This window comes from Bacillus sp. cl95 (assembly GCF_900115925.1).
Classification (GTDB): Bacteria; Bacillota; Bacilli; order Bacillales; family Cytobacillaceae; genus Neobacillus_A.
The window spans coordinates 166,084-187,667 of the sequence record NZ_FOYF01000005.1 but is presented as its reverse complement, the minus strand read 5'-3'; the positions used below and the strand labels follow the sequence as shown (position 1 = coordinate 187,667).

At 41.5% G+C, this 21,584-nt stretch carries 27 protein-coding genes; 18 read left to right on the top strand and 9 right to left on the bottom strand.

The features are described 5' to 3' along the window. The first annotated feature begins 98 nt into the window (after window positions 1-98). Window positions 99-539, top strand: a complete 441-nt coding sequence (locus BMZ31_RS14905; protein WP_090832718.1) for an SRPBCC family protein — start codon at window positions 99-101, stop codon at window positions 537-539. Between the two features lie 200 nt (window positions 540-739). Here the strand turns inward: BMZ31_RS14905 and bshB2 are convergent, their stop codons facing one another. Genes bshB2 through pdxK form a run of 3 tightly spaced genes read right to left on the bottom strand, consistent with a single transcriptional unit; the run spans window position 740 to window position 2,624 of the window. Then, on the bottom strand, window positions 740-1,405 hold the full coding sequence (bshB2, locus tag BMZ31_RS14900) for a bacillithiol biosynthesis deacetylase BshB2 (protein ID WP_090832717.1): 666 nt from the start codon (window positions 1,403-1,405) through the stop codon (window positions 740-742). Between the two features lie 16 nt (window positions 1,406-1,421). Further along, window positions 1,422-1,769 carry a YojF family protein gene (locus BMZ31_RS14895; protein WP_090832864.1) on the bottom strand — a complete coding sequence of 116 codons (348 nt, stop codon included), beginning with the start codon at window positions 1,767-1,769 and terminating at the stop codon, window positions 1,422-1,424. A gap of 39 nt (window positions 1,770-1,808) precedes the next feature. Next, window positions 1,809-2,624, bottom strand: a complete 816-nt coding sequence (gene pdxK / locus BMZ31_RS14890) for a pyridoxine/pyridoxal/pyridoxamine kinase (RefSeq protein WP_090832716.1) — start codon at window positions 2,622-2,624, stop codon at window positions 1,809-1,811. A gap of 194 nt (window positions 2,625-2,818) precedes the next feature. Between pdxK and BMZ31_RS14885 the strand changes: the two genes are divergently transcribed. The 5 genes from BMZ31_RS14885 to BMZ31_RS14870 are packed head-to-tail and all read left to right on the top strand — an operon-like array spanning window position 2,819 to window position 5,307. Next, on the top strand, window positions 2,819-3,439 hold the full coding sequence (locus BMZ31_RS14885) for a molybdenum cofactor guanylyltransferase (RefSeq protein WP_254778842.1): 621 nt from the start codon (window positions 2,819-2,821) through the stop codon (window positions 3,437-3,439). Continuing rightward, complete coding sequence (locus tag BMZ31_RS20960; RefSeq protein ID WP_302846855.1) at window positions 3,436-3,567, top strand: hypothetical protein; 132 nt, start codon at window positions 3,436-3,438, stop codon at window positions 3,565-3,567. The genes BMZ31_RS14885 and BMZ31_RS20960 overlap by 4 nt, the downstream gene beginning before the upstream one ends. Continuing rightward, window positions 3,564-4,028 (top strand): molybdenum cofactor biosynthesis protein MoaE, encoded by a 465-nt coding sequence (locus BMZ31_RS14880; protein ID WP_090832715.1) that lies wholly within the window; start codon window positions 3,564-3,566, stop codon window positions 4,026-4,028. Before BMZ31_RS20960 ends, BMZ31_RS14880 begins: the two co-directional genes overlap by 4 nt. Then, window positions 4,021-4,254 carry a molybdopterin converting factor subunit 1 gene (gene moaD, locus BMZ31_RS14875; RefSeq protein WP_090832714.1) on the top strand — a complete coding sequence of 78 codons (234 nt, stop codon included), beginning with the start codon at window positions 4,021-4,023 and terminating at the stop codon, window positions 4,252-4,254. The genes BMZ31_RS14880 and moaD overlap by 8 nt, the downstream gene beginning before the upstream one ends. Before the next feature lie 33 nt (window positions 4,255-4,287). Beyond that, window positions 4,288-5,307, top strand: coding sequence for a MoeB/ThiF family adenylyltransferase (locus BMZ31_RS14870; RefSeq protein ID WP_090832713.1), 1,020 nt, complete (start codon window positions 4,288-4,290; stop codon window positions 5,305-5,307). Between the two features lie 213 nt (window positions 5,308-5,520). Here BMZ31_RS14870 and BMZ31_RS14865 read toward each other — a convergent pair whose 3' ends face one another. Further along, on the bottom strand, window positions 5,521-5,844 hold the full coding sequence (locus BMZ31_RS14865) for a YflT domain-containing protein (protein WP_090832712.1): 324 nt from the start codon (window positions 5,842-5,844) through the stop codon (window positions 5,521-5,523). A gap of 228 nt (window positions 5,845-6,072) precedes the next feature. Here BMZ31_RS14865 and BMZ31_RS14860 point away from each other — a divergent pair, with 228 nt between their 5' ends. The 3 genes from BMZ31_RS14860 (at window position 6,073) to BMZ31_RS14850 (ending at window position 7,593) form a co-directional block, all read left to right on the top strand. Then, complete coding sequence (locus tag BMZ31_RS14860) at window positions 6,073-6,747, top strand: uracil-DNA glycosylase (protein ID WP_090832862.1); 675 nt, start codon at window positions 6,073-6,075, stop codon at window positions 6,745-6,747. 170 nt (window positions 6,748-6,917) lie between these two features. Then, window positions 6,918-7,208 carry a YwdI family protein gene (locus tag BMZ31_RS14855; RefSeq protein ID WP_254778840.1) on the top strand — a complete coding sequence of 97 codons (291 nt, stop codon included), beginning with the start codon at window positions 6,918-6,920 and terminating at the stop codon, window positions 7,206-7,208. 13 nt (window positions 7,209-7,221) lie between these two features. After that, the gene (locus tag BMZ31_RS14850) at window positions 7,222-7,593 is read left to right on the top strand and encodes a DUF423 domain-containing protein (RefSeq protein WP_090832710.1); all 372 of its coding nucleotides are present in this window, start codon (window positions 7,222-7,224) and stop codon (window positions 7,591-7,593) included. A 43-nt stretch (window positions 7,594-7,636) separates the two neighbouring features. Here the strand turns inward: BMZ31_RS14850 and gerQ are convergent, their stop codons facing one another. Continuing rightward, window positions 7,637-8,170 (bottom strand): spore coat protein GerQ, encoded by a 534-nt coding sequence (gerQ, locus tag BMZ31_RS14845; protein WP_254778838.1) that lies wholly within the window; start codon window positions 8,168-8,170, stop codon window positions 7,637-7,639. A 361-nt stretch (window positions 8,171-8,531) separates the two neighbouring features. After that, window positions 8,532-9,275: a hydrogen peroxide-dependent heme synthase gene (gene hemQ / locus BMZ31_RS14835; RefSeq protein WP_090832708.1), complete on the bottom strand. Its 744-nt coding sequence runs from the start codon at window positions 9,273-9,275 to the stop codon at window positions 8,532-8,534. Window positions 9,276-9,559: 284 nt separating this feature from the next. Between hemQ and pta the strand changes: the two genes are divergently transcribed. Further along, window positions 9,560-10,537: a phosphate acetyltransferase gene (pta, locus tag BMZ31_RS14830; RefSeq protein ID WP_090832707.1), complete on the top strand. Its 978-nt coding sequence runs from the start codon at window positions 9,560-9,562 to the stop codon at window positions 10,535-10,537. Window positions 10,538-10,623: 86 nt separating this feature from the next. Next, window positions 10,624-11,460, top strand: a complete 837-nt coding sequence (locus BMZ31_RS14825; protein WP_090832706.1) for an octanoyl-[GcvH]:protein N-octanoyltransferase — start codon at window positions 10,624-10,626, stop codon at window positions 11,458-11,460. A 152-nt stretch (window positions 11,461-11,612) separates the two neighbouring features. Here the strand turns inward: BMZ31_RS14825 and BMZ31_RS14820 are convergent, their stop codons facing one another. Then, window positions 11,613-12,377: an RsfA family transcriptional regulator gene (locus BMZ31_RS14820; RefSeq protein ID WP_090832705.1), complete on the bottom strand. Its 765-nt coding sequence runs from the start codon at window positions 12,375-12,377 to the stop codon at window positions 11,613-11,615. A gap of 340 nt (window positions 12,378-12,717) precedes the next feature. On the opposite strand from BMZ31_RS14820, the gene BMZ31_RS14815 reads away from it, so the two are divergent. From BMZ31_RS14815 to BMZ31_RS14805, 3 genes are all read left to right on the top strand, one after another. Continuing rightward, on the top strand, window positions 12,718-12,942 hold the full coding sequence (locus BMZ31_RS14815) for a YuzB family protein (protein WP_090832704.1): 225 nt from the start codon (window positions 12,718-12,720) through the stop codon (window positions 12,940-12,942). A 145-nt stretch (window positions 12,943-13,087) separates the two neighbouring features. After that, entirely contained in the window at window positions 13,088-14,401 is a 1,314-nt protein-coding gene (locus BMZ31_RS14810) for an HD domain-containing protein (protein WP_090832703.1), read from the top strand. Window positions 14,402-14,423: 22 nt separating this feature from the next. Then, window positions 14,424-14,933, top strand: a complete 510-nt coding sequence (locus BMZ31_RS14805; RefSeq protein WP_090832702.1) for a YwgA family protein — start codon at window positions 14,424-14,426, stop codon at window positions 14,931-14,933. Between the two features lie 307 nt (window positions 14,934-15,240). Here BMZ31_RS14805 and BMZ31_RS14800 read toward each other — a convergent pair whose 3' ends face one another. Further along, window positions 15,241-15,429 carry a 2-hydroxymuconate tautomerase gene (locus tag BMZ31_RS14800; RefSeq protein WP_090832701.1) on the bottom strand — a complete coding sequence of 63 codons (189 nt, stop codon included), beginning with the start codon at window positions 15,427-15,429 and terminating at the stop codon, window positions 15,241-15,243. Between the two features lie 138 nt (window positions 15,430-15,567). Here BMZ31_RS14800 and BMZ31_RS14795 point away from each other — a divergent pair, with 138 nt between their 5' ends. Together BMZ31_RS14795 and BMZ31_RS14790 are read left to right on the top strand one after the other, a co-directional pair. Beyond that, entirely contained in the window at window positions 15,568-16,224 is a 657-nt protein-coding gene (locus BMZ31_RS14795; protein ID WP_175478142.1) for a site-2 protease family protein, read from the top strand. A gap of 75 nt (window positions 16,225-16,299) precedes the next feature. Beyond that, a complete protein-coding gene (locus BMZ31_RS14790; protein ID WP_090832699.1) occupies window positions 16,300-16,815 on the top strand; it encodes a YwhD family protein in 516 nt (171 codons plus the stop codon). A 168-nt stretch (window positions 16,816-16,983) separates the two neighbouring features. Here the strand turns inward: BMZ31_RS14790 and BMZ31_RS14785 are convergent, their stop codons facing one another. Continuing rightward, entirely contained in the window at window positions 16,984-19,050 is a 2,067-nt protein-coding gene (locus BMZ31_RS14785; protein WP_090832698.1) for a transglycosylase domain-containing protein, read from the bottom strand. Between the two features lie 494 nt (window positions 19,051-19,544). On the opposite strand from BMZ31_RS14785, the gene speE reads away from it, so the two are divergent. Next, window positions 19,545-20,372, top strand: coding sequence for a spermidine synthase (gene speE, locus BMZ31_RS14775; protein ID WP_090832696.1), 828 nt, complete (start codon window positions 19,545-19,547; stop codon window positions 20,370-20,372). A gap of 298 nt (window positions 20,373-20,670) precedes the next feature. Further along, window positions 20,671-21,543, top strand: a complete 873-nt coding sequence (gene speB / locus BMZ31_RS14770) for an agmatinase (RefSeq protein ID WP_090832695.1) — start codon at window positions 20,671-20,673, stop codon at window positions 21,541-21,543. Window positions 21,544-21,584: the final 41 nt, after the last annotated feature.

Genomic DNA, 21,584 nt, shown 5'->3' with positions numbered 1-21,584 from the left:
TCACTCAATTTTGTAGAAAACTTCTCGACATATTTTTAGTCGCCCATTTAAGTTTCGACTATAATAATAGTAAATAGGTTCAAAAAGGAGAGAGTGTTTTGGCAGATTTTAAATCAAGTGTAATCATTGAGCGACCTGTAAAGGAAGTTTTCGCATATATGATCGGCATGGAGAACGTCTCTGAGATTATGCCGAATGTCGTAAAAATGGAAAAAATCACGGAAGGTCCACTTCAGCCGGGAACGAAGTTTATGGAAACAAGAATGATTCGTGGCAGGGAGATGCAGAATGAAATTGAGTTGATTGATTATCATGAAGATCACTCTTATGCTACAAAAAGTGAAATAAATGGACTTGGCACCATTTATAGATACGATTTTCAGGAAATTGAGGAAGGCACACAGGTCCAATTTGAAGCAGAAGTCCAAACGAAAGGTCTTTGGATGAAGTTAACGAAGAAATTCATCGTGGACATGATCAAAAAAGAGGACGGCTTCCAACTGAAGTACCTAAAAGAAGAAATGGAAGGTAAAAAGTAGCTAAATTTGGATGGGAATATTACGCTTAACGGTGCGATCTGTCCAAATTTCGAGATGATTAATCAAGTTTGCACATACATCTGTCTAATTCAGCAGAAGATCTATCCAATTTTGCACAACATTCATCAAGTGTCACAAAAAGTACATAAACCGCTCCACTCAAACAACATAAAAACCCGGTTGCGCAACCGGGTTTTTACTTAAAATTTATAGATCCAAAAACGTTCATTACGTATCCAGGCCAATGTTTGTGGGTCCTGGACTTTTATTTTTTCGGACATGTCGGCAACCATCAATTCCGTTTGGGAGCGATGAGCCTTAATGGCATCCATCTTGATATCAGACACTTCGGTCACGTCATGTACGATATCAGGTTCACCGAGTTCTTCAACGCAATTATTTGAAAAAGCAACGCAGTGTAATTTCGGGCGTTCATTTTCAGGCAAGCTTTCTACTGCTCTGACGACTGCTGCTCCGGTTGCTTCATGGTCAGGATGAACGGAGTAGCCAGGATAGAATGTGATGATCAAAGATGGCTTCACTTCTTCAATGAAAGAAAGCATTAGCTTCGTCATCTTTTCATCTTCTTCAAATTCGATTGTTTTATCACGAAGCCCGACCATTCGTAAATCTTGAATGCCTAATACCTTCACAGCTTCGAGCAATTCAGCCCTGCGGATGTCAGGAAGCGTTTCGCGGTTAGCAAAAGGTGGATTCCCCATGTTGCGCCCCATTTGTCCGAGTGTCAAACAGGCATACGTAACAGGAGTTCCCGCTTGTGTATGTAACGCGATCGTCCCAGATACACCAAACGCTTCATCGTCTGGATGAGGAAAGATCACGAGTACAGATTGTTCTTTTTCCATTCGTAAAACTCCTTTCCTATTCGAACGGTGTCGGGCTAATTTCAAGAGCGACAGCAAGTTTCCCTTTGAAATCATGGCCTGCCATTAGCAAGCGATCACGGTCATCGATTTCAAAGTGTGTAATGCCTTCAGCATAAATCCATCCCAAATTAATTTTCAAGCCGACCCTATACGGACCATCACCAGTGATTTTCCCCGTCTCATATTGGACGAGCGCATTGCGAATATAAGCTCCAGATGAAAAGAAAGACTGATCAAAGTGGGAAGCATAAGCGCCGTTTGTCGTTTCCAAATGTACGTAAACATCTTTATTAACATAGCGATTGATATATTCTTGAATCCTCGTCACATCAGCGGTTTGCATCATAGAGATTGCCTCCCTTCAAATAACGCTTAGATTGATTTATTTCTGATTTCCAAATTTTCGGTATGCACCGTGCATGGTCGGTCCAACGTATTCGTTTAGCTTAAAGCCATGAGAAATAGCTGCCGTAATGAAGTCTTTTGCTACTTCAACCGCTTCTAAAACGGATTTGCCTTTTGCAAGTTCAGCAGTGACAGCTGACGAGTATGTACAGCCAGCGCCATGTGTATAAGTTGTGTCAACCAACTCTGACTCGTAGAATCGGAATTCCTGTCCATCATATAAAAGGTCAATAGCCTTGTCATGATTTAGCTTGCTTCCACCCTTGATAAGAACATATTTTGCGCCAAGTTCATGGATTTTAACAGCAGCATTTTTCATGTCGTCGATCGTTTTGATTGGACCTGTTTTTGCCAATTGCCCAGCTTCAAATAAGTTAGGAGTCACGACAGTAGCTCTTGGAACTAGAAGGTCACGAAGGGCTTCAGTTGTTTCCGGATGCAATACTTCATCTTCACCTTTACAAACCATGACAGGATCAATGACAACCTTATCAAGCTTGTTTTCATCAATCGTTTTCGCTGCAAGTTCGATAATTTCGACTGTACCAAGCATACCTGTTTTCATTGCGTCGATCCCAACTGAAAGAATCGTGTCCAATTGAGCTTGCAATGTTTCAATCGCTTGCGGGAAAACCTGATGATGCCAATGGTTTTTCGGGTCCATTGTTACGATTGTAGTAAGTGCAGTCATTCCGTACACACCTAATTCTTGAAACGTCTTCAAGTCAGCTTGGATGCCTGCGCCACCACTTGTATCCGAACCTGCAATCGTTAATACTTTCTTCATAGTCATTTTATGTATCCTCCTAAAAATAGAATGATTTTCCTCATTATATCAATAACAACCTCATAAAGTGAAACGTCTTGCCCCGTATCGGGCTGCTAAACTGCCATAAATTCAAGCTTGTGAGGGAAGTTAGGCTTATACTACAATGATAGACAGCAGGTAAATCATTTCCACCTATATAAAAAGAAGGTGCTTACTAAGTGAAAGCAGGAGCGATTATTCTATCGGGCGGTAAATCTAGTCGAATGGGATCGAATAAAGCTTTTTTACCATTGTCTGAAATGACAAGTATCGAAAGAATCTCGCATGAATTGAAAAAATCAAACATGATAACAGAATATATACTAGTCACCAACCAAATGGAGGACTATCAATCTTTACATATGAAAACTGTTTCCGATGTCTTCCCGAGTTTGGGACCTCTGGCTGGAATGCATGCAGGCCTGTTGGCGGCAAAGGAAGAAGCGAGTATCGTAGTAGCCTGTGATATGCCTTTCATTTCTAATAGAGTAGTGGATTTTTTGTTAAGTCAGCTTGGAAATCGCGAGGCAGTAGTGCCGATCATCCAAGGAAATATGCACCCGCTATTTGCGGTTTACACGAAGCGATTGATCGATAGAATGGAAGTCGCCTTAAGGACAGGTAAACTAAAAATAAGACAGTTTTTAAAAGATGCGGATGTTCATTATGTTAACGAAAAAGATTTCCCCTTCCTTTCAGATGAAGAGATTGAGAGGATTTTTTTTAACATGAATCGTCCTGAAGAATATGAAGAAGCGAAAAAATGGATAAGTCATACCATGGCCGAAAATGAAGAATGATTTTCGGATACATGAAAGCGGGTCTTGAATTTGAACGAATCGCTAATGAAGAGTATGATTCTCTTATGATTAGTGAATGGCGCGTTCGTCGATTTCACGCTAAGGAATGGAGAGGTGAGGCAACATGAATTTTGAGATTTCGAAAGAAAAAATAGATGTACAATCTGTGATCGATAAAGTGGTTCAACGAGAAGCAGGAGCTATCACTACATTTATTGGAACGGTTCGCGAACTGACACATGGCAAAAAGACGCTTTACTTAATATATGAGGCATATGAAGCAATGGCAGTTAAAAAGCTTGAGCAAATTGGCCGAGAAATTCAAGAACGTTGGGAGGGTGCAGAAGTTGCGATTACGCACCGGGTAGGAAAGCTCGATATTACGGATGTTGCCGTTGTCATTGCTGTTTCAACACCTCATCGTGCCGATGCTTATGAAGCCAACCGCTATGCAATCGAGCGAATTAAGGAAATCGTACCGATCTGGAAAAAAGAACATTGGGAAGATGGCGTGGAATGGATCGGCAACCAGTTGGAGACTGTTTCGTATCCCTCTGGAAAACCAGAAGAAGGTGACTTGAATGAATAAAGTATTATTTTTCGCATATCTCCGCGATCAACTTGGTCGCGAATCTTTGGAAATGGATGCGGCAGGGAAAACAGTTGCCGAGCTAAAGGCTGAACTGATAGCTGCATATCGTCTAGATAAAATGGAAACGGTTATGACAGCAATCAATGAAGAGTTTTCAATGAATGAGGAAATGATTAAGGATGGCGATGTGATCGCATTTATCCCGCCTGTTAGTGGTGGTTGATGATTTATGTCTGCTTGAAAGGAGGGTATCGGTGTGAATGACCGCTATTCAAGGCAGATCCTGTTTTCTGGCATCGGAAAAGCAGGTCAAGAAAAGCTCCAACATAAGCATGTTTTAATCATTGGGGCAGGTGCCCTTGGTTCCGGTAATGCTGAAATCATGGTAAGAGCAGGAATCGGAAAAATAACGATTGTCGATCGCGATTATGTAGAATCGAGCAATCTGCAGAGGCAACAGCTCTATACAGAAGCTGATGCAACTGCCAAGCTTCCGAAAGCGGCTGCCGCGAAGAGCCGTCTTGAGGAGATCAACTCAGATGTTGAGATCAATGCGATTATTGGTGATGCCAACCTTGAAATGCTTCAAGAATTCGCACCGAAAGTCGATTTGATTCTCGATTCGACGGATAACTTTGAAACGCGGATGCTTCTGAATGACATTTCTCAAAAATACGAGATTCCTTGGATTTATGGAGCATGCGTCGGGAGTTATGGCATGAGCTTCGTCGTATTGCCAGGGAAAACGCCATGCATGAACTGTCTCCTTCGGGCGATTCCACTGCAAGGGATGACTTGTGATACAGGGGGCATTATTGCACCCGCCGTCCAAATGGTGATTGCTCATCAAACTGCTGAAGCATTAAAAATTCTCGTCGAAGATTGGGATGCGGTCAGGACGACATTTGTAAGCTTCGATCTTTGGCGCAATGAATATAGCAATATGAAAATGACAAAAGCCAAAAATGCAGGCTGTCTGTCGTGTGGGGAAGAGAGAACTTATCCATATTTGGATATGGAGAATATGACGAAGACAACGGTTTTATGCGGGCGTGATACGGTTCAAATTCGGCCCTCTGTTAATGGGGAAGTGTCTCTCGAAAAGCTCGCGCAACAGCTTTCCGGACTCGGTTATGAAGTGAAGGGCAATCCATACCTTCTATCAGTCGAATTAAAAGGGGAACGCATGGTCATCTTTCAAGATGGGCGCGCGCTCATCCATGGTACAAAGGATATGACACATGCCAAATCCGTTTATCAACGGATTCTCGGATAGACATAAAACAGGGCAGACTCAACATCGGTGAGTCTGCCCTGTTTGTCTCATATGATCATTTCTTATTGTCTAGCTGCAGTGCCCAGCGCCTAGTGTACTTCGCCCTCCTCCTTACGATAAGTCAACATCGAATCGCTTTGCTCTTTGTGTTTCCTTTATCTCGAGTGGAGGGAATCCAGTCCATCCGGCGCTAAACAGGCACTTCCGCTTTTCTTATTTTTTACAAGCGACCAATACGAGACGGCCTTCATCCAATTCCTTCTCGTACTTCTCTGCGTCCGCTTTGCTTAAGCCGACAGATTCAAATTTAGAACGCAACTCATCGCCGCGGCTCTTGAACATATTTCCTACTGCCGAAACAAGGCCTTGTTCAGATAAGCCTACATCCGCAGTGTCTGTTGCGTCTGTCAGATTTTCAGAACGGTTTTTATCGTGAGCAAACAGATAGATATCCTCTTTCGTGAAGCCTTCTGATTGCAACATATTAATTTTTTCGGTAGCTTGTACTCCATTTTCGATAACATGTACTTTAGTCATAATGGTTTCCTCCTCAAGAAATATCAAAGTAAGTGAATAGGTCATCCACAGCTGTGTTGTCAATCATGGTTGAATGTTAGTGGACGACCGTATGCTATTTATATAGCCTCTCATCCATCTAATAAACCTATATCGACTCAGAAAAAAATTCCAGATAGTATCAGCATTTTAGAAATGATAGGATGGGTAAATGAAAAGGAATGAGAGAAGGGAGGGAGTTCTTTGCTTATCGATCAACTGAAAAATACATGGTATTCCCTTTTAAAAGAAGAAGCAGAAAAGGATTATTTTAAGAAATTAGAAACGTTTTTAGAAGAAGAATATAAGACTAAAACTATCTTTCCTGCAAAAGAGGATATCTTCCATGCTTTGAACCTCACTGATTATGAAAAAGTAAAGGCTGTTATCATTGGTCAGGATCCATACCATGGTGAGGGGCAAGCGCATGGGTTAAGCTTTTCGGTAAAAAGGGACATAAAAATACCGCCATCATTAAGAAACATTTATAAAGAACTGCATACCGATACGGGGATTGAAATTCCTAAACACGGAAATCTGGAAAAGTGGGCAGAAGAAGGTGTACTCTTGCTGAACACCGTACTGACTGTAAGAGAGGGACAAGCGAATTCTCATAAAGGAATGGGCTGGGAAAAGTTCACTGATCGCGTCATTTCATTGTTGAATGAACGTGAGACTCCGGTGGTATTTATTTTATGGGGAAGGCCTGCACAGAAAAAGTTAGAGATCATTGATCAAAGTCGACACCGCATCATTCTTGGGGTGCATCCGAGTCCTTTATCTGCAAGTCGAGGTTTTTTTGGAAGCAGACCGTTTTCACAGACTAATCAATACTTAAGGGAAATGGGCAGAGATGAAATAGACTGGAATTTTCCGAAGGTGTGACATCTTTCGTGTTGTTTCACGTGGAACAGGAAAATATTGTAGAATATGAAGGTGTGAAAAATATTTGGTCGATACCTTAGTCTTTCCGCACGTCTTCTTGTACAATAGAAACGAGCATTAGAAAGTTAAAGAGTAATTCGATTTAGGGGTGAAATGCCTTGGATATTTCGGTGAAAAAATTATTGTCAAAAATAGAAAATGAATTGGTACAAGCCAAAGGGAGTACGGATCAGGGGCGACTGCGCGAAAAAGTGTACGCCATGAAGGCTCTATGTGAACTCATTTTGGATGAAGAAGCGAACAGTATCGAAGAAACATCCGTATATTCTCAGCCAATACCGGCTAGACAAATGGTCGCACCTTTAATGCCTGCTCAGCCCTATCAAGGATTAGGACTAGGTGAGCCAAAAAAACTTGATTTACAGGAAGAAGCGAACGGGGATTCTTTATTCGATTTTTAAGGAGAGAAGCTAAGTGAAGACATTTATTATTTTAGGCGCACTTAATGCCTTTTTGGCAGTGGCTCTAGGTGCATTCGGAGCTCACGGACTTGAGGGCAAACTTGAACCGAAATATCTGGAAATTTGGAAAACAGGTGTTACATATCAAATGTTCCATGCAACAGGTCTGCTTATCGTAGCTGTCCTTTTGGGGAAATTGCCTGCAAATACTTTGTTAAGTTGGTCAGGTTGGTTGATGTTCGTAGGTATTATTCTGTTCTCTGGAAGCTTGTACGTATTAAGTGTTACGAAGATTAGCATTTTAGGTGCTATTACCCCACTTGGTGGAGTCGCATTTTTAACAGCATGGGTGCTTTTGATCATTGCAGCCGTAAGATATTTATAAAAGTAACACAAATGAGCACAGGCCATTGGCCTGTGCTCATTTGCTATCTTTGCGGATAACTGCTTAGTCCTGGATAATTTCCGAAAGGATATTCGTATTCGATTTCTTCGTCGAACGTAACGTAATCCAAGTAAACCATTGGGAACAAGTAACGTTTACCTGTTTGTGGATCGCTGATGACAAGGTGATCTCGACCAGCGGCTTCGATGATTCCCTTTACCTGTAAGGCATTCCATTCCTTATTGTTTTCGAATGTCATGAACACCGTTGCCAGCTTACCTTTGTTTAAGCGCAAGATATTCTCGATGTAAGACTCTTCTGTTGGTAGCTGACCTTGAGCTTGTGGTCCTACAAATGGAGTACTTTGTGGCATAGGAATTTCTCCACCTTGTTGTTGTGGGAAATTGCCTTGCGCACCGAATTGAGGCTGAGCTCCAAATTGAGGTTGCATACCGAATTGCGGTTGCCCACCGAACTGAGCTTGCGGATCAAATTGCTGCTGTCCGCCAAATTGTGGTTGTTGTTGTCCGGCACCAGCGCCTTGCTGATAAGGATTAAAATTCATGTATGGATTCATTTTTTTCCCTCCAAAAGCTCATTATGAAAAGGAACAACTTCACTAGCACTAAGACTCGCTATCTCATAATTATGATGGGGGATTCTAGAATAGAACTTGATGGAGGGAAAATTGAGAACATGAAAAAGCTCCCAAATGGATTGGGAGCTCTCTTATTGTCTAGCTACAGCACCAAGCCCCTCGGGGTTGTTTCCTAAAGCCGAAACAACTTTGGTCATAAGCCAAATCGCTTCAGAAATCAGGACAAGGAATGCTTCGGAAGCGCTACATCGCACGAAGAAAAAGCGTTAGCTTTTTCGAGGATTTCCTGCACGATTCGTCTTATGCCTGTCGGGGCTGACCATGGCGCCTCCGCTTTTCTTTATATGTTCAAGAATTGGTGAACGCGGTCTTCGCTTAGGAAGTTTCCAACGAAGAATGCACCAAATTCGCCGAAGCGTGCACTTACTTCGTCAAAACGCATCTCGTATACGAGCTTCTTAAATTGAAGAACATCGTCTGAGAACAATGTTACGCCCCACTCGTAATCGTCAAAACCAACTGAACCAGTAATGATTTGTTTTACTTTACCAGCATATTGACGTCCGATCATACCATGGCTGCGCATCATGCCGCGGCGCTCTTCCATCGGAAGCATGTACCAGTTGTCATTACCTTGGCGACGCTTGTCCATTGGATAGAAACAAACATGCTTTGATTTTGGAAGAGTCGGATAAAGACGTGCCAAAATTTCAGGGCTCTGCATTGGATCCTGACCTGCAGGAAGATAATTGCTCAATTCTACTACAGAAACATATGAATGAGCAGGTACTGTGAACTCAGCCAATTTCGATTTATTGAATTCGTTTTCAATTTCATTTAATTCTTCCATTGTTGGACGCAGGATCATCATCATGAAGTCTGCTTTTTGACCAACAATTGTATATAGAGCATGGCTGCCTTCTTTTTGTGCCTGTGTTGTATTCCACTTTTCTACTAGACCTAAGAACTCTTCAATGGCTTCTTGACGCTCTTCGTTAGAGAGCATTTTCCAAGTTGTCCAATCTACCGTACGGAAATCATGCAAGCAATACCAGCCATCAAGCGTTTGTGCTGCTTCACTCATCTAAATCACTCCTAGACAATATTCATTATTTACATTTTCCAATATACCATAGTTTCGCCATTAGGCAGTGTATTAAAACCCAACATTCGTTTAGAAAAAGAAGAATTGGGATATTTTCAAACAATATGTAGATATTAATAGAGTCGCAAAAAACCTTGTGAGAAAAGTGTTAAATTTTAGAAAACAAAAACATTTTAATGTAAACGCTATCTGTGATCCTTGTCCTTGAAATTTTAAATAGGTAAAGTATGCTAAATGAATAGAAGTTAAAGGAGGATACGATTGTGAGCGATTTATTTACAGGTTTGAAGCAAAAAATTTCCGGCCACAATTTAAAAATTGTTTTTCCAGAAGGAATGGACGAGCGTATATTAAAGGCGGCAGGACGCTTAGCAGAAGAGAAACTCGTAACGCCCATCCTCATCGGTGATATTGAACAAATTCAAGCGAAGGCAGATGATCTTGGAGTATCTTTGGCAGCCGCTGAAATTTACGATCCAAAAAACTATGTCATGATGGATGAGCTTGTCGCAGCGTTCATCGAAAGACGTAAAGGCAAAGCAACCGAGGAAGATGCACGTCGCATTTTACTTGATGAAAACTATTTCGGCACGATGCTTGTTTACGTAAATAAAGCAGATGGACTAGTAAGTGGAGCCATTCATTCAACGGCTGATACCGTTCGTCCGGCATTACAAATCATTAAGACAAAAGAAGGCGTACGCAAAACTTCTGGCGTGTTCATCATGGTTCGTGAAGATGAGAAGTATGTGTTTGCTGATTGTGCAATCAATATTTCCCCGGATAGCCAAGATTTAGCCGAGATTGCAATCGAGAGTGCTAAAACGGCAAAAATGTTCGATTTAGAGCCACGCGTTGCCATGTTAAGCTTCTCTACAAAAGGTTCAGCAAAATCTCCTGAAACGGATAAAGTTGCGAATGCATTAGTAGAAGCAAAAAATCGTGATCCATTACTGATCATCGATGGCGAGTTCCAATTCGACGCTGCATTCGTTCCTTCAGTGGCTGCACAAAAAGCTCCTGATTCACCACTTCAAGGCGATGCAAACGTATTTGTGTTCCCAAGCCTTGAAGCAGGAAATATCGGATACAAAATTGCTCAGCGCCTAGGGAATTTTGAAGCGGTTGGACCAATCCTTCAAGGTTTGAACCGTCCGGTGAATGATTTATCACGCGGATGCAATGAAGAAGATGTGTACAAGTTGTCTTTAATCACGGCTTCTCAAGCTTTGATTCGTTAATAATTTGCGCTTGTAAGAGGCTGACCCGTGTCAGCCTCTTTGCGTGCTATAATAAGGATAAAAGCAGATAAAAGGAGTTAAGCAGTATGTCAGAGGCGCAGCAATTATTGCGACAGCCACAGTGGAGAATCATTGATCAATCGGCAATCGGAGCTCATTTCCATGCTCTTCAGTCGTTTGCAGCAGATGATACTCTATGTGCTTCCGTGGGAGCGGGACTTGCACCGGCAACAGCAAGAACATGGGTGCATCATCAAACCGTTGTACTGGGCATTCAGGATACGAAGCTTCCTCACTTGGAAGAAGGCTTGACGTACCTACATGAACAAGGCTATCAGTCTATTGTCCGGAATTCAGGAGGACTAGCGGTTGTACTCGATGAGGGTGTTCTAAATCTGTCATTAATTTTACCAGAAGCGGAAAAAGGTATTGATATTAATAGAGGCTACGATGCCATGTGGCTACTTATTCAAAGGATGTTTGCCGATTTCCCGGTTGAAATCGAGGCAAAGGAAATTGTCCATTCGTATTGTCCTGGAAGCTATGATTTAAGCATTGCTGACAAAAAATTTGCCGGAATCTCGCAGAGACGCTTAAGGAAAGGAATTGCTGTCCAAATTTACCTGTGTGTAAATGGAAGCGGTAGTAAGCGTGCAGATTTAATCAGACAGTTCTATGAGCTATCGCTAAAAGGGGAAACGAGCAAGTTTGTATACCCGACAGTAAAGCCCGAGGTCATGGCATCACTATCAGAGTTGCTAGGCGTCGAATTGTCAGTAGCGGATGTTATGTTGAGACTTCTTCGCGAGTTAAAGGAGAATAGTGAATTCTTGTATTCGGGTCCCATGACGGAGCATGAACTCGATTTGCTGCCAGGTTATTATGAGCGGATTGTAGAACGGAATGCGAAGTTTATTGAATAGTTCCATTTAGAAAATTTAGGCTGGTGTAATCATTACCGGTCGACGCGGGATGATTGTTCAAATTTCAAAATCCTCAACAAAGCAGAAATTCCGGGCCTAATTAAATCAGCCCGGAATTTTTTATCGTATCGATTTCTCCTCAAGTCTAGTACTTATTCAGCTACTTTTTCTAAATTGCCGTTACGGTCCATCTTAAATTTAGTTGCAGGACGCTCTTCTTCTTCAAACAATACGAGTTTTCTTGCTCTGTTCATGATCTTCATCAATGTCTCGTAGTCTTCCTGGATCGTGACAGTATCTTGTTCAAGATCCTGAACTTTTGAAGCCATTTCATGATATTTTTTTCTTAATTCAGCGTTTTCTCTTTTTAATCTTTCATTCTCACTTTTTAAAGCATCATGATGAAGATTGTTGCTGTCTATGCTCTGTAAGAAGGTAATAACTGCTTCCATGGTCATTCCACTTGAAGTGCGATACATCGGTGCAGCTACTTGTTGTGTAACAACTGGCTGGGTGTTCATTGGGACTTCTATGAAATCGGCAAATTCTGTATCTGCCGTCATGACTTGATAGACATTGTCTAGTTCAGCAGATTGAGAGATAACCTCTAATTCTTCAATTTCATCGATCGCTGGTACAGGCGGTGTATAAAGCAACTTTTTCTTGCCGCCTTCATCTTTACCAAGAATCCGATTTCTTTGCTTGCGTTGTTTCTTAGCTAGCTGCAAAGCTTTTTCATAACGGTGGCGGACAACGGCATTCCAGCGAAATCCACATGCAGCCGAAGTGCGGTTCAATTTATCGCCTACTTCTTCAAAAGCGTTCAATTGGGTACTGCCTTCTCTGACATGTCTCAATACGGTTTCTGCGAGCAATAAATCATCTTCATCTGTCCAAGCATCTTGACGAACTTTCATACTTCCAACTCCTTTGTAAAATATGATTATTTTATTTCCGCCGAATGGAGGAATAGTTTTCATGTTTAAGTGTGGCGGATTTGTAAAGTTCTAATATAAGGATGGACAACAATCTGAAAGTTTATACAAAAATGTTTAAAAGGATAGTAGTCTTTTAAAAAAGGCAGAAAAATCGCTTAAAGAGTTTTCTAAGAAGAGCCTTTGTTGTTAAAGATTGCAACTTGCAATCAAACATAAGAAAATGTAAAATTGCATAAGAAAAAGACCGGTATGAGAGTAAAACGTCAGGCTCCTGCTTATCGTGTCTGGAGCTAGACAGTTATAGAAAGGGTTGTCCTGAATGTCGAATGAATTCCGAGTTTGCGATGATTGCCAAGCCGTGAACCTTAAGACATTAATCCCCCGTTTAAAAGAGCTAGATTGTGATGCAAACATAGAAGTTGGCTGCCAGTCCTATTGCGGACCAGGTCGGAAAAAGACGTTCGCGTTTGTAAATAACCGTCCGTTAGCGGCTCTGACTGAAGAGGAATTAATGGAAAAAATTAATAAAAAGCTAAAGAAATAGATCACCTTTGACGAAAAATCTTGGGTGGTTTTTTTATCACTAATTATTGTAAAAAAAAGTAGAAATATGCAGAAATGTGAGTGAATCTCCTTCTGATAGGGGATATAATAGATATAAGCAAAGCAGGAAGAGGGTAAACCATACGATGGCATATTCGGCGGAAAAGCTAGGAGAGGAAAAGGTTTTTAAAGACCCTGTACACCGTTATATTCACGTTCGTGATAGGGTAATATGGGATTTGATTGGGACGAAAGAGTTTCAACGTTTGCGTAGAATAAAGCAGCTTGGAACAACCTATTTAACGTTTCATGGGGCAGAGCACAGCCGATTCAACCATTCTCTCGGAGTTTACGAGATTATACGCCGGATCATTGATGATGTTTTTGCCGGTCGTCCTGAATGGAACAACGATGAGCGCCTACTATCTTTATGTGCGGCACTTCTTCACGATTTAGGGCATGGCCCGTTTTCCCACAGTTTTGAAAAAGTATTTGACCTCGATCATGAAGACTATACAAGAGCGATTATTTTGGGAGATACCGAAGTAAATCAGATTCTCTTAAAAGTCGGCGCAGATTTTCCGAAGAAAGTAGCGGAGGTAATCGGCAAAACGTATGAAAATAAGCTCGTCATCAGTTTGATTTCGAGTCAAATCGACGCGGACAGAATGGACTATTTGCAACGCGATGCCTACTATACGGGTGTGAGCTACGGACATTTTGATATGGAGCGCATTTTGCGCGTCATGAGACCTCGCGAAGAGCAGGTAGTCATAAAGAAAAGCGGCATGCATGCGGTAGAAGACTATATTATGAGCCGTTACCAAATGTATTGGCAAGTTTATTTCCATCCTGTGTCACGTGGAGCGGAAGTCATCTTGACGAAGATTCTCCATCGGGCAAAACAATTGCAGGAACAAAACTATATTTTTAAATATGAACCTGTTCATTTTAATAGTTTCTTTGCTGGTCACCCTACACTTGAAGATTACTTGAAGTTGGATGAAGCAGTCATACAATACTATTTTCAAATGTGGCAGGAAGAAGAAGATAGCATCTTAAGTGATCTTTGCCGTCGTTTTATTAATCGTAACTTATTCAAATTTACCGAGTTTGATCCTGCGAAGGAATATAAGAAACTCTCGGAGCTAAATACATTGTTCAAAAAAGCCGGCTTAGATCCAGAATACTACTTAGTGGTCGATTCATCCTCCGACCTCCCGTACGATTTTTACCGTCCAGGAGAAGAAGAAGAGCGTTTGCCTATTCATTTGATGATGAAAAATGGCGACCTTCGTGAACTATCGAGGGAATCGCAAATAGTCGAAGCTATTTCTGGTAAAAGAAGAACGGACCATAAACTGTACTTCCCGGCAGACCTCCTTCTGGATGAAAGTTCAAAGAAGACGGTGAAGAAGCAGATTCGTACCCTTTTGGAATTTCAAGTGAACGAAGTTTAAACGGAGCAGGAGATGACGAGTTTTGTTAAAAGATCATGCTAAATTGATGCAGGCTGTCATGGTTTCTGGAGAAATCACTGGGCGGAAGAAACTGCAAAAGATGATTTACATCGCTAAAAAAATTGCCTTCCCATTTCAAGAGCGATTTCAGTTCCACTTTTACGGACCTTATTCCGAGGAATTGACATTACGAGTGGAAGAACTTTGCAATATGGGGTTCTTAAATGAAGTGAAAGAAAATAAGGGCGGATACTCTCAATACCGTTACTCAATGACTGATTCCGGAAAAGAGTTTCTAAGTTTAAATGAAGTAGAGATGCCTTGTTTACAAGACTGCTTAATCGATATGAATGAGCAGAGTGCCCGTTTCCTGGAACTGGTTTCCACGGTTTTATATTTCGAAGACTTGGAAAAGAGCGAAGTCATTAACAAGATCTTTACTTTAAAAAGCAAGCAACGCTATACAGAAGCAGAAATCGATGAAGCATACGGATATATCGAAACCTTAAAAACAAAAGCTAAGTCCAATTAATGGGCTTAGCTTTGTTTTTGATTGTTTTCAAAAAGATTATTGTTTTGTAAATAGGTTTATAAAAGCAAATCTTTTAAAAAGAAGCTGAATGGAACGGAAGGTGCGAGACTCCTGCGGGAGCAACGGGACAGGTGAGACCCCACAGGCGCTGTGCGCCGAGGAGGCTCACCGCCCGCCCCCAAGACGAATTTGCTCTTGAAAAAGCCGGCATTAGGGCTTTTTCAAGAATTCGTACAGGAAAGCGAGCATCCTGGAGTGGAAATTAACCACTCCTTAAACAGCAAAAAAGTTTAGGAATATAGTCTTTTTATTCCTTATCACTTAGACGTTGCCCGCCAACAGCATAGTGGTTTTTGCTCATTTCTTCAATGAAGACAACGATATTTTCTTTAGGAGCGCCTGAAGTTTCGCTTACGGCAGCTGTCACTTTCTCGACGAGTGCTTTCTTTTGTTCCTCAGTACGACCCTCTAGCATTTTTACAGTAACGTATGGCATGGTTGACTCCTCCTTTATGTAATTGATTGTAGTTTTCCACAAATCGCGAAAATGTGCAAGAGTGAAGACGCTTAAAGGTTTTTCCTTTAAAAGGGCGATGTTGTATACTGTTAGTATAGAAAAATCAATTAAAAGGGGATAAAGGCAATGATGGAATATTTAAGGGATTTTCCCTACATTGCATTAACATTGGTGATTGCCTTTACGGTTCACGAACTTGCGCATGCTTACGTGGCTTATAAGTTTGGCGATCCGACTGCAAAAAATCAAGGCAGAATTACGCTTAATCCTTTGAAGCATCTTGATCCGATTGGAACGATCTTGATTTTTATCGCTGGATTTGGATGGGCACGCCCTGTACCGGTAAATCGTTTTTTCTTTAAAAAGCCAAGACTCGCAAGCATTCTCGTTTCCGTTGCAGGTCCGATTAGTAACTTTATTTTGGCATCCATAGGATTTATCGTTTGGTTTGGATTAGGATCAGCAGGGTTGGCAGAAAACATGCCCTATTATGTAACTGAATTCCTCGATAAGTTCATCCAGTTGAACATCGTCCTATTTATTTTTAACTTACTGCCGTTCCCACCTCTTGATGGATATCGGATCGTAGAAGACTTGATGCCTCAAAATATTCGTGTGAAAATGACGGAATTAGAAAAATACGGCTCATTGATCTTCCTAGTGTTAGTCATTACACCGTTAAGCGAATATACAATCAGTCCTATTTTTAACGTAGTATTGCCTGTTATTCTTAACGGAATGGGAGATTTTTTCTATTCGCTTTTCAATATGTAGGTTTTATCGGTATTTAGAAAATAGCTGATGAGAATTTAAGACAGCCTTTATGAAAAATTGCAGGGAGGTTCCAAGATGGAAGAGAAAAAGAAGAAGCCGCTTGGCTTTAATATTATAAAAGATGATCCAACAGATGGTCATGGTGGTTTCGGTGGGGGAGCATTAAGCTTAAGTAACGTCTCACCAGTCATCATTGATGTCGAAGCTGGAGAAGCGACGATTGACATTGGTGCGATGCACGCGCGTAGCGTTGTAGAAAAGGGAATCAAGTTTTTGCCTTCAAAAGAACAAGTGCCAAACGGAAAGCCATACTGGTTAGTTTGGGTAACGATTGACCATAAGCCTGCAGGTCCTTACTACGCTGGGGTGACGGCTTGTGAAATGACGGTAGACCGTGAAATCCGCCGTGGCTACAAATCACTGCCAGAGCATGTAAATCGTATGGATAAGTCAATTAAGCGTCATATTATCGTTGATCATATGGATAATGCTTCAAAGAAAACACTTGCTGACTTCTTAAAGAATCACAATGAAATATTCTGGAATAATTCTTCAGAAGAGTTGAAGGCTGGTCTTACAGTAAACGGATAAAAAACATTTTTTTGAAATTGTAATAATTAATGTCTTGCCCAATTGCTTTAAAAAAAGTACACTTATAATCAGCAATGACACATGTCTAAGCTAGGACACAAAAAAACCCGGGCCACACACCCGGGTTTTTTTATTATCCTCAGAAAAGGTTATTTGTAGAATAAAATATCAATTCCAATCAAAAATGGATTTGTACCACGTTTTCTTCTTTTCAGCCTTTTTCTTCTTCGTTTTCTTTTCCGTATGCTTCAAGTGATCCGTACAATATTCCGTTGGCACTGTATCTGTTTTGAAATAAGTGAAGCGTTTGACGGGACAATCTTTTGACGCGAGCTTTCCGTTCTCAGGATTCACATAGACGCCTTTAACGCCTTCTTTCGGCGGTTTAAATCCTTTAATCGCCTTCCCTTTTAACGCATCTTCCATAAAATTAACCCAAATATTTTTTGCGTAAGTTTTTTCAGCTGTCAAATTGATAGGAACGCCTTTATCATAGCCTGTCCATACGGCTGTTACGAGTTGCGGGGCGAATCCTACCATCCAGCTGTCCGTTTCAGTCGAACCAGATTTCCCCGCATAAGGGCGGGTAATATCATTGATGATCGTGCTGCCAGTCACGCTCGCATAACCGTTTAATTTAGAATCAAAAATGCCTGTCAGCATATGTGTCATAACAAATGCCTCTGCCGGCTTAAGAATCGGAAGGCCCTCGTCATCACTTTCGTAAATCACTTTTCCGTTCTGATCCTCGACACGTGTAATAAAGGTAGGGGAAACCTTCTTGCCGCCGTTCGCAAACATACTGTAAGCGTTGGCCATTTCAATAACCCGAACTCCAGAAGTTCCAAGGGCTAATGATGGAACCTTTTTCATTGTTGTAGAAATACCAAACTTCTTAGCGGTTTCCAATAAAGTCTCTTCACCTAAAAACAAGTGCGTTTTTACAGCAAATACGTTGTCTGACACAGCAAGGGCTTGAGCCATTGTAATGTCGCCATCTGCATACTTGTTATTGTAATTATGTGGTGTATAATCAGCTTGCCCGTCTTCGAATTTAAACGTCGTAAGCTCGCTTCGCATCGTTGTCGAAGGAGTGAATCCTTGTTCCAAAGCCGCATAATAGAGAATCGGTTTAATAGTGGAACCAGGCTGACGAACAGCTTGGATGGCTCGATTGAACGGGCTTTTCGTGTAGTCCCTGCCTCCAACAAGAGCTTTAACATGGCCATTTTTCGGGTTAAGTGCTACAAGGCCAACTTGTATTTCAGAGCTGTTCGCAATGGACTCAGCCACTTGTTTTTCAGCCGCTTCCTGTTGTTTTAAGTCCAACGTCGTAAATACCTTTAAACCACCAAATGTAATCGTGCGATCATCAAGGTTGAGCTGGTTCTTTAATGCATTTTTAACTGCGTCCTGGAAGTATGGAGCAGCTTGGACTGCCAAGTTTGGATATTTTCCGACGAGAGTCAACTTTTCGTTTAAAGCGTCCTTCACTTCTTTTTTGTTTGCATAGCCATTTTTCAATAGAGAATTTAGTATCACTTCTTGTCGCGCTTTGGCCCTTTCTAAGGAAGCAAAGGGTGAATAAATGCTTGGTCCTTTTGGAATTCCTGCAAGCATCGCTGATTCAGCGAGGGAAAGGTCTTTAGCATCCTTACCAAAATAGTATTGGCTGGCAGCTTGAACCCCATAAGCACCGTGACCGTAGTAGATGGTATTTAAATAGCCTTCTAGTATTTGTTCTTTGCTATAGTTCATTTCCAGTCTCATTGCGTAAAAAGCTTCTAAAATTTTACGCTTCCAAGTCTTATCGTGTTCAAGGAAAAGGTTGCGTCCGTATTGCTGTGTAATTGTACTTGCGCCTTGTACTTTATCCATCGCTTTCAAATCGGCTAAGGCTGCACCAGCTATCCTCTTATAGTCAAAGCCATTATGTTCATAAAAACTTTTATCTTCAATAGAGACGGTCGCATTCACTAGATCCTTGGAAATATTTTTAAGAGGGACCCAATATCTTTTTTGACCGTTGCTGCTTTCACCTATCAATGTGCCATCATCTGAAAAATATAAAGTAGATTGGGGAACAGCAAGCGCGGGTGCACCTAAAATCTTTGCATAAGCGAGAACGCCTACATATAAAAGAAACATAATAATCAAACCGATAATACTGAGTATCACTCCGGCTCGTAAATATTTGATGGTCTTTCGAAAGCGCTGGTCGGCGATAATTTCCATACTGTCACCCCTCCTCAAATGAATGGCAAAATAAACCTATAGTGACAGTATGAAAAAAAATAGGGCATTTTAAACATATGACACAAGATATTGAAAATTTTCCTTGCATTTTTGCTAGATTCCTCTATACTTTTTCTCATGTTTGTAATTATGAACTTAGGGAACAATATGTAAGAAAAGTGGAAGCGCTCTGTCTGTGCTGAAGCTTAAATGGAAGGCACGAGCGGTATTGCGCGTGCTATTTATTACGGAAAAGGCTATGTTAATGTACATTATTGAGTTAGTGCACTTTGTTGATTGGAGTGGAAGGCGCTTGACTCCTAGGGGATTAGCGTTACAGGCGAGACCCCGCAGGAGCGATAGCGACGAGGAGGCTCGGCGAACGCCCCAGGAAAGCAAGCGACTGGAGCGGAAATCAACAGACAAGTTTAACACGGCCACGGAAAAAGAAAATAATTTTTCATCATAACTCAATCATGAAAGGGTGCATTTAGATGGGACTTTGGTTTACAGAAAAGCAAACTGAGAACTTTGGAATTACAATGAAAGTGAAACGCACATTACATACAGAGCAAACGGATTTTCAAAAGCTTGATATGGTAGAAACAGAAGAGTGGGGCAATATGCTTCTTCTTGACGATATGGTTATGACTTCTATTAAAGATGAGTTCGTATATCATGAAATGGTTGCGCACGTTCCTTTATTTACACATCCAAACCCTGAAAACGTTCTTGTTGTAGGCGGCGGTGACGGAGGAGTTATCCGTGAAGTATTGAAACACCCAAGCGTGAAGAAAGCTACTCTTGTTGATATCGATGGTAAGGTTATTGAGTACTCTAAGAAGTACCTTCCTGAAATTGCAGGCATGCTTGACGATCCACGTGTAGATGTACAAGTGGGCGACGGATTCATGCATATCGCGGAAAGTGAAAATGCTTATGATGTAATCATGGTTGACTCTACTGAGCCTGTTGGCCCGGCAGTAAACTTATTCACAAAAGGCTTCTATGCTGGCATTTCTAAAGCATTAAAAGAAGACGGTATTTTCGTAGCACAATCTGACAACCCTTGGTTCAAGGCTGACCTTATCCGTGATGTTCAAAGAGACGTGAAGGAAATCTTCCCAATCACTCGTCTATACATTGCTAACATCCCAACTTACCCAAGCGGTATGTGGGCTTTCACTGTAGGATCTAAGAAGTATGATCCACTTGAAGTAAGTGAAGATCGTTTCCACGAAATCGACACGAAGTACTACACAAAGGAACTTCACAAAGCGGCATTTGTATTGCCTAAATTTGTTGGAGATTTAGTGAAGTAATATCAACAAAATAGATTGAACTTGAAGGGAGTTGCGGCTCCCTTTTTAATCGTTTTGCAATTATAATAAGGACTCTATTAAAGTAAAGGGTCGATTTTTCGCACCATGTTGATTGGAGCGGAAGGTGCGAGACTCCAGCGTGAGCAGCGGGACAGGTGAGACCCCACAGGAGCGATAGCGACGAGGAGGCTCACCGCCCGCAACGCGGAAAGCGAGCATCCTGGAGCGCAAATCACCACTCACTCCTATCTTTTGATAAATAGCTAGCCCATAAAAAACAGAAAAAGAGGGATGTTTTATGCGTTTTGATGAGGCATATTCAGGCAATGTTTTTATTAAAAGCCATCCAAACTTTGAAGAAAGTAAGGCAGTCCTTTATGGAATGCCGATGGACTGGACAGTAAGTTACCGTCCAGGTTCTAGATTTGGCCCGACACGTATTCGCGAAGTTTCTATCGGACTTGAAGAATACAGCGCATACTTAGACCGCGAGCTTGACGAAGTGAAATTCTTTGACGCTGGCGATATTCCATTGCCATTCGGAAACCCGCAAAAGAGCCTTGATATGATTGAAGAATTCGTCAGTAAGGTTTTGGATGCTGGCAAATTCCCGCTTGGAATGGGTGGAGAACACTTAGTATCTTGGGGCGTCTTCCAGGCAATGTACAAAAAGTACCCGGATTTAGCGATCATTCATATGGACGCTCATACAGATCTTCGTGAAAACTACGAAGGCGAGCCTTTGTCGCACTCGACGCCAATCCGTAAAGTGGCTGATTTAATTGGTCCTACAAATGTATATTCATTTGGTATTCGCTCTGGAATGAGAGAAGAATTCCAATGGGCGAAAGAAGTAGGCATGCACATTTCAAAATTCGAAGTACTTGAGCCATTAAAAGAAATTTTGCCTACACTAGCAGGACGTCCGGTATACGTTACAATCGATATCGATGTTTTAGACCCTGCTCACGCTCCTGGTACAGGCACAGTGGACTGTGGCGGAATCACTTCAAAAGAATTGTTAGCTTCTATTCATGCGATTGCTCGTTCAGAAGTAAATGTAGTAGGAGCAGACCTTGTAGAAGTTGCTCCAATTTACGATTCATCAGAGCAAACAGCGAATACAGCTAGTAAGTTAATCCGCGAAATGATTCTTGGTTGGGTAAAATAAATAAACCTTTTTCGGTGCCTGACTCCCGTTAAGTGGTGTCA